Origin of the sequence: Streptomyces sp. NPDC127106, from assembly GCF_042677605.1 — a bacterium.
Classification (GTDB): domain Bacteria; phylum Actinomycetota; class Actinomycetes; order Streptomycetales; family Streptomycetaceae; genus Streptomyces.
In genome coordinates, this window is record NZ_JBHXTC010000057.1 from 24,820 (window position 1) to 35,839 (window position 11,020).

The window sequence follows — 11,020 nt, forward strand, 5'->3', positions numbered from 1 at the left end:
GGGGGGGGGGGGCGCGCGGGGTGGGGCCCCCGGGGGGGGGGGGCAAATTTAGACCTTTGGTGGTTTGCGGCGCGGGGGGGGGGGGCCCGCCGCCGGGGGGGCCCCCCCCCCCCCCCACGCTCGGCGGGCGGCTGTGGAGCGGCCCCGCGATCACCGTCATCGGGCTGGACGCTCCCGCCGTGGAGCACGCCGCCTCGGCCGTGGTCCCGTACGCCAGGGCCCGGCTGAACCTGCGCTTCCACCCGCTCCAGGACCCGCACGACGCCCTGGACGCCCTGGCCCGGCACCTGCTCGCGCAACGGCCGTTCGGCGTGCCGCTCACCGTCACCCCGGGTGACACCGGTCCCGGCTTCGAAGCGCGGACGGGCGGGCCCGCGTACCGGGCGGCGATGACCGCGCTCGAGGAGGCCTGGGGCAGCCCGGTCTCGTTCGTGGCCTCGGGTGCCTCGATCCCGCTGGTGAACGGCCTCGCCCGGGCCGCGCCGCAGGCGGAGGTGCTGCTGTTCGGGGCGATGGACAGCATGTGCAACCTGCACGCCCCCAACGAGCGGGTGCTGCTGTCGGAGCTGCGCAACACGGTGGTGGCGATGGCCGCCTTCGTCCGGGAGTACGCGGCGGACTACCGCGCCGCGGCACCCCGGTGACGGCCCGCCGGGAGCGCCGCCACGACGCGGGGTGCCGGTTCCGGCACCCTTCCGGCAGCCCGGCACGTTCCGGCAGCCCCGGCACCTCCCGGCAGTCCCGCACGTCCCGGAAGCCCCGCACGTACCGCACGTCCCGCGCGTCCCGGCATGCGCGAGGGGCGCGCCCCTTCTGGGGTCGCGCCCCTCGCCTGGTCCTGCTGGCCGTCAGGCCGTCAGCGTCCGCGGTCGGCCGTCAGCGTCCGCGGTCGGCCGTCAGCGTCCGCGGTCGGCCGTCAGCCCGCTTCGGTGCCGCCGAACCGCTCGCGGTAGGACTCCAGGTCCTCCTCGCTGATCTTCGCGAAGAGCACCGGCGGCACGGTGAACGGCGTGCCCGCCGGGACCGCGTCCAGGGCCTTGGCCTGCTCCGGGGTGACCCAGGCGGCCGTGTCGTCGGCGAGCTGGAACGCCGAACGCATGGCGCGCGCCGAGGCCGGGATGAACGGCTCGGAGACCACCGAGTAGAGGTGGATGAGGTTCATCGCGGTGCGCAGGGTGAGCGCCGCGCCCTCCTGGTCGGTCTTGATCTCCAGCCAGGGGGCCTTCTCCTCCAGGTAGGAGTTGCCGGCCGACCACAGGGCGCGCAGCGCGGCCGCGGCCTTGCGGAACTGGAGGGTGTCCATGTGGCCCTCGTACTCCGCGAGGAGCTCCGCGATCTGCTCGCCGAGCCGGGCCTCGGCCTCGCCGGCCTCCTTGCCCGCCGGCACGTCGTCGCCGAAGCGCTTGCGCGAGAAGGACAGCACGCGGTTGACGAAGTTGCCGAGGGTGTCGGCGAGGTCCTTGTTGACCGTGGCGGTGAAGTGCTCCCACGTGAAGGACGAGTCGTCGGACTCGGGCGCGTTGGCGATCAGGAAGTAGCGCCAGTAGTCGGCCGGGAGGATCTCCAGCGCCTGGTCGGTGAAGACGCCGCGCTTCTGCGAGGTGGAGAACTTGCCGCCGTAGTACGTCAGCCAGTTGAACGCCTTGACGTAGTCGACCAGCTTCCAGGGCTCGCGCACGCCGAGCTCGGTCGCGGGGAACATCACCGTGTGGAACGGGACGTTGTCCTTGGCCATGAACTGCGTGTACCGGACGTCCTCAGCCTCGAACCACCAGGACTTCCAGTCGCGGGCGGCCGGGTCGAGGTCCGACCATTCCTTCGTCGCGCCGATGTACTCCACGGGCGCGTCGAACCAGACGTAGAAGACCTTGCCCTCGGCGGCCAGGTCGGGCCAGGTGTCGGCCGGGACCGGGACGCCCCAGTCGAGGTCGCGGGTGATCGCGCGGTCGTGCAGGCCCTCGGTCAGCCACTTGCGGGCGATGGAGGACGCCAGCTGCGGCCACTCCGCCTCGTGCTGCGCGACCCAGGCCTCCACCTCGTGCTGCAGCTTGGACTGGAGGAGGAAGAGGTGCTTGGTCTCGCGGACCTCGAGGTCGGTGGAGCCGGAGATCGCCGAGCGGGGCTCGATGAGGTCGGTCGGGTCGAGGACGCGGGTGCAGTTCTCGCACTGGTCGCCGCGGGCCTTGTCGTAGCCGCAGTGCGGGCAGGTGCCCTCGACGTAGCGGTCCGGCAGGAAGCGGCCGTCGACCGGCGAGTAGACCTGCCGGATCGCGCGCTCCTCGATGAAGCCGTTCTTCTGCAGCTGGCGCGCGAAGTGCTGGGTGATCTCGCGGTTCTGCTCCGAGGAGCTGCGGCCGAAGTAGTCGAAGGACAGCTCGAAGCCGTCGTAGACCGCCTTCTGGGCGTCGTGGGCCTGCGCGCAGAAGTCGGAGACGGACAGGCCGGCTTCCTTGGCGGCGAGCTCGGCGGGGGTGCCGTGCTCGTCGGTGGCGCAGATGTACAGGACGTCGTGGCCGCGCTGGCGGAGGTACCGGGAGTACACATCCGCCGGAAGCATCGACCCGACCATGTTGCCCAGGTGCTTGATCCCGTTGATGTACGGAAGCGCGCTGGTGATCAGGTGTCGAGCCATCCTCGGATGCTCCATTTCGTGTATGCGGTTGCAGCGTTCGAGCCGTGACGGATTGTGATGGGGTCATCGTATCGAACCGTCGAAAGGCCGCGCGCCCGCATTTCGCTGGGTGGACGTAACGCAAAAGCGAGGGTTGTGACCTCTGCGTCACGGCCCTCGCCATGGGGTCATGCTACAGCCGGGACGCGATCGGCTCGGACCGGGCCCGCGACCGGCTCGAACGCGGTGCGCGAGCCGGCTCCGGCCCTGTCTTCCCCTGCCTTCTCTGGTTCTTCTCTGGTCTTCTCCAGCCTTCTTCCCCGGGGGCCGGCCGCGGCGACCGCGCGGCCTGGCGCGGCCCTGGCGCGACCCTGGCGCGGCCTGGCGCAGTTCTGTCCCGTCCCAGGTGGGGGGTATGGCCAGGGCATATGCGTACGTACCGGCTGCGGCGGCGCGTGGTCGAAGTCTGTCAGCGGCCGGTCATCACCGAACGTAATCCTCCACCTTCCTCCTTCTGCGCCCCGCGCACGCGCCCGCGCTGCCAGTCTTGCCGCGCACAGGGGATGAGGTGAGGTGGAGCGGTGAACGATGGCGGACCTGAGGAGTCCGGTGGGGCGGTGGGGCTGCCCAGCCGACGGCGACGGCCGACGCCCATGAGCCAGTGGAACCCGACGGCACGCCTGTCCTACTGGGCCTTCCACGCCAACCGGCGGCCCTCGTACATGCGCTTCGCGTACCTGCAGCTGGGCTCCGACTCGGCAGCCGAGGACGCGGTGGACGCGACCTTCGATTCGATCATGAACGAGTGGCTACGCATGCTTCACATGGACCGGCTCGACGCCTACGCCTGGACCATCCTCAAGCAGCGGCTGGTCGACCGGCAGCGGCAGCGCGGCTCCTGGCCCGACCCCATGGACATCAGCGCGTTCGAGGCCGCCCTCAAGGAGGCCGCCGCCGACCGGTACGAGGTCCTCACCGACACCATCCGCTTCTACTCCGCCGTGTCCCGGCTCGCCGAGCGCCAGCGCGACGCCGTACTGCTGCGCTACGGGCTCCAGTGCACCCCCGGGGAAGCCGCCTCCGTGATGGGCGTCGACGAGGCCACCGTCCGCTCACAGCTCGGCCAGGCGCACCGGCGGCTCGCCCGCCTGCTCGACACCCCCGCCGAATCATGAGGCGGCGCGAAGGCAACCGCGAGGGCAGCGAGGGACCCGGCGGCGAGGCCGCCGCCGCCCGGCGCACCCTGGACGAGTTCCTGGCCCGGGCGGGCGTCCGCGACCGGTACCCGCACTACGACCTCGGCGCGGCCGAGGCACGGCTGCTGCGCACCGCCCGCCGCAAGGGCGCCCCGGCCACGGGAACGGCCACGGCCCGGCGGCGGGCCTACCTGTGGAGCGACCCCGCGCGGGACAGCCCCCTCGACGCCGAGCGGGCCCGGCGGGACCTCAAGGCCGTCTGCCTCGCCGTGGTCTGCGCGCCCGGGGCCGAGGCGCAGCTCGCCGCGTTCCTGGCCAGCGCGCACACCGACCTGGCCGGCGCCGTCGTCTTCGGCTGCCTGCTGCACCTGGCCGGGCTGCGCGAGGGAGCCCGGTTCTGGTGGCAGTTCGCCGCGGGCTCCGGGCGTGCCCGGACGGCACCGGCCGCCTACTGCCTCTTCCTCGACCACTCCCGGCGCGGCGAACACCACGACGCCCGGCTCTGGGCGCGGGAACTGGGCGTGCGCGGCTACCGCCCGGGCGGGCGCCGCGACCTGCGCGAGGTGCGGCTGTGCGCGCAGGCGGCCGTCCTGCGGTACGTCGACCAGCGCGACGACCCCGACCTGGGCGCGGTGCCGCTGCCGAAGCCGGGCCTGCCGGCGGTGCTCGCCGGCTTCCGGGCCCCGCTGCCGGCGGCGGGGGCTCCCGGGGCGGCCCGGGGAGCGGGGCTCGACGCGGGTCCGGGAAGCGCGCCGGCGACGGGCACGAGTGCGGAGACGGGCACGGGCACGGGTGCGGAGACGGGGCTCCCCGGCCCGGGGGCACCGGGCGGCGGGGCGCCCCGGGATCCGGGGTCGCCGCCCCGGGATCCGGCGTCGCCGCTCCGGGATCCGCGGCCGGCCCGAACCGCCCGCGGGGCCACGAGCGGCGGCGGCGCCGGCGGACGCGGCGGCCGGGTTCCGGCGGGCGGCTCCGGCGAGGCCCTCGCGGAGGCCCGGCGCGCGCTGGCCGTCGTACGGGTGCTGGAGAAGCACCCGCTGGGGGTGCGGGCGGGCCAGCTGGCCCGGGAGTCCGCGCTGGCCGAGGAGGAGCTGCGGCCGCTGCTGGCCATGCTGTGCGAGGAGGAGTACGCGTACCGGCCCGGTGCGGGCGTGTACGCGCGCGGGCCCGCCCTCGACCGGCTCGCCGCCCCCGGCGGCCGCGGGCTGGCCGGGCAGCTCCAGCGGACCCTGGCACTGGCACGGGACAGCGCCGGGGCCGCCGTGTACCTGAGCCGGTACGCCGACGGCGAGGTCCGGATCACGCAGATGGCCGACGGGCCCGGGACCCCGCCCGTACGGGAGTGGGTGGACTTCCGGGACGCCGCGCACGCCAGCGCGGTCGGCAAGTGCCTGCTGACCCAACTCGACCCCGACGTGCGCCGCGACCACGTCGCCCGGCACCGGACCGCCCGGTTCACCGCCCGGACGATCACGGACAGCCGGGTGCTGTTCTCCTCCCTGGACGCGGTGGCTCCGGGCGCGCCCGTGTTCGACCTGCGCGAGTACTCCCCCGGCGTGGTGTGCTCCGCCGTCCCCATCGCCACGGGCGGCGCCGCCGGCAGCCTCGCGCTGTCCCTGCCCGCGGTCCACGCCCACCGGCTGCACGGGGCGACCGAGACCTTACGCCGCAAGGCCGTCCCGGTCCTGCTGGCCCTGCTCCTGGCGGGTGCGATCCCGCCGGACGCGTCCGAAGCCCCGAACCCGGCGGCCCCGAGGGATCCGGCCGACGCCTCCGCCGCGGCCGGTGCCACGGCCGGTGCCACGGCGGCGACCACGGCCGCCGCGGGGAGGGGGGCCCCCGGGTGGGCCGCGGGGCCCGGACCGGACGGCGCACCGCCCGAGGCCCCGCGGCCCGGGCCGGACGCCGCCCCGGCCGGCTCGGTGGTCTCCGCGATCTCCGCGATCTCTGCGGTCTCCGCGGTCTCCGCGGTCTCCGGGGGCACCACGGTCACCGCGGTCACCACGGAAACCCTGCGCCACCTGCGCAGCCTGTTCCGCACCCCGCTGGCCCGGTCCACGGCCTCCGCGGCCGGCCCGCACCTGGTCAGCGACAGCGCGTCGGAGGCGGCGTACCTCTTCGACGCAGCCCCCGACGACCCCGGCCCGCCCCGCCTCGCCCTGCCCCACACCCTCGCCCCCCTCACCCCGGGCAGCCTCCGGGGCCACGACGGGCTGGTGGTCCTCGGCACCTGAGCGGCACGGGCGGGGTGCCGCGGCCGTGGAGGCGTGCCCCCGCGGAGGCGTGCCTCAGCCCGCGCGGCTGAGGCGGTCCGCGCCCGACAGGATCGCCGCCGCCAGCGCCTCCGCGGGCGCCGACACCCGCTCCCCGCGGAGCAGGGCGAACTCCACCGAGCCCAGGTCCGGCAGCCCCGACACGGGGGCCAGGCCGGGCGGGACCAGCCCCCGGGTGTGCGCCATCACGCCCAGCCCCGCCCGGGCCGCGGCGACCAGGCCGTTCAGGCTGCCGCTCGTACAGGCGATCCGCCACTCCCGCCCGTCCCGCTCCAGGACCTCCAGCGCGCGGGCCCGGGTGATCCCCGGCGGGGGGAAGACGATCAGCGGAACCGGCCGCTCCGGGTCCACCCGCAGTCCCTCGGCGCCGATCCACACCATCCGGTCCCGCCACACCAGCCGGCCCCGCTCGTCCCCCGGCCCGCGCCGCTTCGCGAGGACGAGGTCCAGCCGGCCCGCGTCGAGCCGCTCGTGCAGGGTCCCGGACAGCTCGACCGACAGCTCCAGGTCGACCTCCGGGTGCTCGTGGCGGAAGCCTTCGAGGATCTCCGGCAGCCGGGTCAGCACGAAGTCCTCCGACGCCCCGAAGCGCAGCCGCCCCCGAAGCCGGGTGCCGGTGAAGTAGGCCGCCGCCCGCTCGTGGGCCTCCAGGATGGTCCGGGCGAAGCCGAGGAGCGCCTCGCCGTCCTCCGTCAGCTCCACGCTGTGCGTGTCCCGCAGGAAGAGCGGGCGCCCCGTCGCCTCCTCCAGCCGGCGCACGTGCTGGCTGACCGTGGACTGGCGCACGCCGAGCCGCCCGGCGGCCTGGGTGAAGCTGAGCGTCTGGGCGACCGTGAGGAACGTACGCAGCTGAACCGGGTCGTACATGGCCCCCATGGTCCCACGGTCATCACGCGGCACGATGACAGTCAGAGCGGTGTATGGGTTTCCCGATGACCGGGCGGCGGCCGACGATGAGGAACGCAGCACCGCGGGTTTCTCTCCCCCCGCTCTCTCCCCGCTCTCTCCCCCGCAACCCCTCCGTCACCGACAGCAAGTGAGCCCCGTACATGCGCCGTCCGCACCTGCCCTCCTGGCTGCCCCTGGACCCGTACGTACTGGCCCTGCTCGGCACCGTCGGCCTCGCCGCCCTGCTCCCGGCCCACGGCACGGCCGCCACCGTCGCCGGGGCTGCCGCCACCGCGGCCGTGGCACTGCTGTTCTTCCTCTACGGGGCCCGCCTCTCCACCCGGGAGGCCCTGGACGGGCTGCGCCACTGGCGGCTCCACCTCACCGTGCTGGTCTGCACCTTCGTCCTGTTTCCGGTCCTCGGGCTCGCCGCGCGCGCCCTGGTCCCGACCGTGCTGACGCCGCCGCTCTACAGCGGGCTGCTCTTCCTCTGCCTGGTCCCGTCCACGATCCAGTCCTCCATCGCCTTCACCTCGATCGCCCGCGGCAACGTGCCCGCCGCCATCTGCGCCGGCTCGTTCTCCAGCCTCGCCGGGATCCTCCTCACGCCGCTGCTCGCGGCCGGGCTGCTCGGCGGCAGCATCGGCGGCCTTTCCTCCGGCGCCGTGCTGAAGATCGCCCTTCAGCTCCTGCTGCCCTTCCTGCTCGGGCAGGCGCTGCGGCCGCGCATCGGCGGCTTCCTGGTCCGGCACAAGGCGGTCCTGGGGTATGTCGACCGCGGCTCGATCCTGCTCGTCGTGTACACCGCGTTCAGCGCGGGCATGGCCGCGGGCATCTGGCACCGGGTCAGCGCCGTACGGCTGGGCGGGCTGCTGGCCGTGGAAGCCGTGCTGCTGGCCACCATGCTGCTGGTGACCTGGTACGGGGCGAAGCGGCTCGGATTCGACCGGGCGGACCGGATCGCCGTCCAGTTCGCCGGGGCGAAGAAGAGCCTGGCGGCCGGACTTCCCATGGCCAGTGTGCTCTTCGGGGCCCAGGCGAGCCTGGCGGTGCTGCCGCTGATGCTCTTTCACCAGATGCAGCTGATGGTGTGTGCGGTGCTGGCCCGCCGGCGGGCTCGGGACGCCGGGGCGGAGGCTGGGGCCGAGCCGGAAGCCGGGGCGGAGGCCGAACTCCCCGCCGGGCATGTGGCGGAGGTCTCCCCCGGGCCCCAACACCCCGCGCCGCGCGCCCGGTAACGTGCGGCGGTGACCTGGATTCGCCCGCTCTCCGCCCACGCCGAACGCCCCTGCACCCTCGTGGTCTGCCGCGGCTGCTGCTGCGGCGACCCCCGCAAGAACCCCGGCACCGACCACGCCGGCCAGCTGGCCCGGCTGCGGGAGGCCGCCGCCGCTTCGGGGGGCCGGCTGGCCGTGCGGACGAGCGACTGCCTCGGCCCGTGCGCGCAGGCCAACGTGATCGTGGTGCAGCCGACGACCGAGGCCCGCCGGCGGGGCGCCCGCGCGGCCTGGTTCGGCTGGGCCCTGGACGACACCGCGACGGACGAGGTCATCGCCTGGGCCGAGGCGGGCGGGCCGGGCATCGCCCCGCTCCCGGCGACGCTGGACCTGCACCGCATCGACCCGCCGGCCCCGGCGGGTTCCGCCGGCGAGGGCGGGAAGGCGAAGGGCGGGAAGGCGAACGGTGGGGCGGGCCGCCGGGGCGGCGGCCGCCGGACCGCCCGCTAGGGAGCGCGGGCGGGCTGCGGTGCGGCGGGTTCGGTTTGGGCCGCCCCGAGGTCGAGCCGGTCCTCGCCCGCGTAGATGTTCATGTTGCCGCCGCGCAGGAAGCCCACCAGCGTCAGCCCCGACTCCAGTGCCAGGTCCACGGCCAGCGAGGACGGGGCCGAGACCGCGGCCAGGACCGGGATCCCCGCCATGACGGCCTTCTGCACGAGCTCGAACGACGCCCGGCCGGACACCAGCAGCACGGTGTCCGCGAGGGGCAGCCGCCCGGCCTGGAGGGCCCGTCCGACGATCTTGTCGACGGCGTTGTGCCGGCCGACGTCCTCCCGGACGTCGAGGAGCTCGCCGTCACGGGTGAACAGCCCGGCCGCGTGCAGGCCGCCGGTGCGGTCGAAGACCTTCTGGGCCGCCCGCAGCCGGTCCGGCAGCCCGCCGAGGAGGTCCACCGGGATCCGTACGCCGTCGCCTGCGGCCGGCGGGAGCGGAAACCTGGTCGCCGTGCGGACGGCGTCCAGGCTGGCCTTGCCGCACAGGCCGCAGGAAGAGGTGGTGTAGACGTTCCGTTCGAGGGTGACGTCAGGAAGCGGAACCCCGGGCGCGAGCCGGACGTTGACGACGTTGTACGTGTTGGACCCGTCCTCCGCCGCCCCCTCGCAGTAGGTCACGGCCTGGACGTCCGCGGCCGAGCCCAGCACGCCCTCGCTCACCAGGAAGCCCACGGCGAGCGCGAAGTCGTCGCCGGGAGTGCGCATGGTGATCGCGAGGGGCTTGCCGTTCAGGCGTACCTCCAGCGGCTCCTCGGCGACCAGCGTGTCCGGGCGGACCCCGGTCGTCCCGTTCCGCACCCGTATGACGCGACGGCGCTCGGTGACCCGTCCCATGTGATCAGACCGCCCGTTCTCTCCTCGGGGTGCACGTCGTCGTGCACCTGAGGTGCCCATTGTCCCGGACCGGGAGGATGCTGCGGAATCTCCAAATTCCACATCCGGAATCCTGTCGGGTCACACGCCCGCGTACCCACCGGTAGCCGGTCAGGCTGGATGGTCCTGCAGTCGTAAGAGGGGGGTTTCCGCCCATGACCGGTTCGCGCGTGGTGGCTCTGGGGCACTACCAACCTGCGAGAGTCCTCACCAACGAGGACCTCGCAGCCAGGGTCGACACCAGCGACGAGTGGATCCGCTCGCGCGTGGGCATCCGGACCCGGCACATAGCGGGCCCGGACGAGCCGGTGGACGAGCTGGCCTACCACGCGGCGGGCAAGGCCCTCGCCGGCGCCGGCCTGGTCCCCGACGACATCGATCTCGTGCTGGTGGCGACGTCCACGGCGATCGACCGCTCCCCCAACATGGCCGCGCGGGTCGCCGCCAAGCTGGGCATGGGCTCCGGTCCGGCCGTCATGGACCTCAACGTGGTCTGCTCGGGCTTCACCCACGCCCTGGCCACGGCCGACCACGCCATCCGGGCCGGCTCCGCGCGGCGTGCGCTGGTCATCGGCGCGGACAAGATGACCGAGATCACCGACTGGACGGACCGCACCACCTGCGTCCTCACCGGCGACGGGGCGGGCGCGGCCGTCGTCGAGGCCTGCGAGGAGCCCGGGATCGGGCCGGTGCTGTGGGGGTCGGTACCGGAGATGGGGCACGCGGTCCGCATCGAGGGCACGCCGCCGGTCTTCGCCCAGGAGGGCCAGTCCGTGTACCGCTGGACGACGAGCCGGCTGCCGGCGCTGGCCCGCCAGGTGTGCGAGAAGGCCGGGCTCGCGCCGGAGGACCTGGCCGGCGTGGTCCTGCACCAGGCCAACCTGCGGATCATCGAGCCGCTGGCCCAGCGGCTCGGAGCCGTGAACGCGGTCGTCGCCCGCGACGTCGTCGACTCCGGCAACACCTCGGCGGCGAGCATCCCGATGGCACTGTCGAAGCTCGTCGAGCGCGGCGAGATCCCCACGGGCGCCCCGGTGCTCCTCTTCGGCTTCGGCGGGAACCTCTCGTACGCCGGCCAGGTCATCCGCTGCCCTTAGCCGCGGGGGCGGAGGCCGCCGGGGGAAGAGCGCGAGACGCCGCGTCTCGCAGGGCTCCGGGGGCATGCCCGCAGGTCAGCGAGCACCCCGGAGCGAATACCTGGTCGGAACCCCGCCGAACCCCTGCTATTGTTGTCCATGTCGCCGCGGGAGACCGGGGCGGATCACCTAGTCCGGGTGGCGGAATGGCAGACGCGCTAGCTTGAGGTGCTAGTGCCCTTTATCGGGCGTGGGGGTTCAAGTCCCCCCTCGGACACATCGGGAAGGGCCCCCCCCGAGGCCGGGGCGGAGGGGGGTGTGGGTGGCGAGCC

At 74.5% G+C, this 11,020-nt stretch carries 8 protein-coding genes, 1 tRNA gene and 1 pseudogene; 7 read left to right on the forward strand and 3 right to left on the reverse strand.

From position 1 onward, the window contains the following. Positions 1–179: 179 nt before the first annotated feature. A complete protein-coding gene (locus tag ACFVGY_RS31415) occupies positions 180–644 on the forward strand; it encodes a hypothetical protein (protein WP_385683811.1) in 465 nt (154 codons plus the stop codon). A gap of 272 nt (positions 645–916) precedes the next feature. Here ACFVGY_RS31415 and metG read toward each other — a convergent pair whose 3' ends face one another. Beyond that, complete coding sequence (gene metG / locus ACFVGY_RS31420) at positions 917–2,632, reverse strand: methionine--tRNA ligase (RefSeq protein ID WP_385683814.1); 1,716 nt, start codon at positions 2,630–2,632, stop codon at positions 917–919. Positions 2,633–3,264: 632 nt separating this feature from the next. Here metG and ACFVGY_RS31425 point away from each other — a divergent pair. After that, positions 3,265–3,786, forward strand: coding sequence for an RNA polymerase sigma factor (locus tag ACFVGY_RS31425; RefSeq protein ID WP_385683817.1), 522 nt, complete (start codon positions 3,265–3,267; stop codon positions 3,784–3,786). Positions 3,787–4,811: 1,025 nt separating this feature from the next. Then, a pseudogene (locus tag ACFVGY_RS31430) lies at positions 4,812–5,510 on the forward strand (IclR family transcriptional regulator C-terminal domain-containing protein); the annotation flags it as partial. 585 nt (positions 5,511–6,095) lie between these two features. Here the strand turns inward: ACFVGY_RS31430 and ACFVGY_RS31435 are convergent. Next, complete coding sequence (locus ACFVGY_RS31435; RefSeq protein WP_385683820.1) at positions 6,096–6,947, reverse strand: LysR family transcriptional regulator; 852 nt, start codon at positions 6,945–6,947, stop codon at positions 6,096–6,098. 182 nt (positions 6,948–7,129) lie between these two features. On the opposite strand from ACFVGY_RS31435, the gene ACFVGY_RS31440 reads away from it, so the two are divergent. Together ACFVGY_RS31440 and ACFVGY_RS31445 are read left to right on the forward strand one after the other, a co-directional pair. Next, entirely contained in the window at positions 7,130–8,206 is a 1,077-nt protein-coding gene (locus tag ACFVGY_RS31440) for a bile acid:sodium symporter family protein (protein ID WP_385683823.1), read from the forward strand. Positions 8,207–8,215: 9 nt separating this feature from the next. Then, positions 8,216–8,695 (forward strand): (2Fe-2S) ferredoxin domain-containing protein, encoded by a 480-nt coding sequence (locus ACFVGY_RS31445; RefSeq protein WP_385683826.1) that lies wholly within the window; start codon positions 8,216–8,218, stop codon positions 8,693–8,695. Here the strand turns inward: ACFVGY_RS31445 and fdhD are convergent. Further along, positions 8,692–9,573 (reverse strand): formate dehydrogenase accessory sulfurtransferase FdhD, encoded by an 882-nt coding sequence (gene fdhD, locus ACFVGY_RS31450; RefSeq protein ID WP_385683829.1) that lies wholly within the window; start codon positions 9,571–9,573, stop codon positions 8,692–8,694. The genes ACFVGY_RS31445 and fdhD overlap by 4 nt on opposite strands. A 194-nt stretch (positions 9,574–9,767) precedes the next feature. Here fdhD and ACFVGY_RS31455 point away from each other — a divergent pair, with 194 nt between their 5' ends. After that, positions 9,768–10,709 carry a beta-ketoacyl-ACP synthase III gene (locus ACFVGY_RS31455; protein ID WP_385683832.1) on the forward strand — a complete coding sequence of 314 codons (942 nt, stop codon included), beginning with the start codon at positions 9,768–9,770 and terminating at the stop codon, positions 10,707–10,709. 171 nt (positions 10,710–10,880) lie between these two features. Then, positions 10,881–10,965, forward strand: a tRNA-Leu gene (locus ACFVGY_RS31460). The last annotated feature ends 55 nt before the right edge of the window (positions 10,966–11,020 follow it).

Excerpts from the sequence above, each read along its gene's own strand:
- metG (WP_385683814.1), bottom strand. The coding sequence starts at position 2,632 with ATGGCTCGACACCTGATCACCAGCGCGCTTCCGTACATCAACGGGATC.
- ACFVGY_RS31425 (WP_385683817.1), top strand. The coding sequence starts at position 3,265 with ATGAGCCAGTGGAACCCGACGGCACGCCTGTCCTACTGGGCCTTCCAC.
- ACFVGY_RS31435 (WP_385683820.1), bottom strand. The coding sequence starts at position 6,947 with ATGTACGACCCGGTTCAGCTGCGTACGTTCCTCACGGTCGCCCAGACG.
- ACFVGY_RS31440 (WP_385683823.1), top strand. The coding sequence starts at position 7,130 with ATGCGCCGTCCGCACCTGCCCTCCTGGCTGCCCCTGGACCCGTACGTA.
- fdhD (WP_385683829.1), bottom strand. The coding sequence starts at position 9,573 with ATGGGACGGGTCACCGAGCGCCGTCGCGTCATACGGGTGCGGAACGGG.
- ACFVGY_RS31455 (WP_385683832.1), top strand. The coding sequence starts at position 9,768 with ATGACCGGTTCGCGCGTGGTGGCTCTGGGGCACTACCAACCTGCGAGA.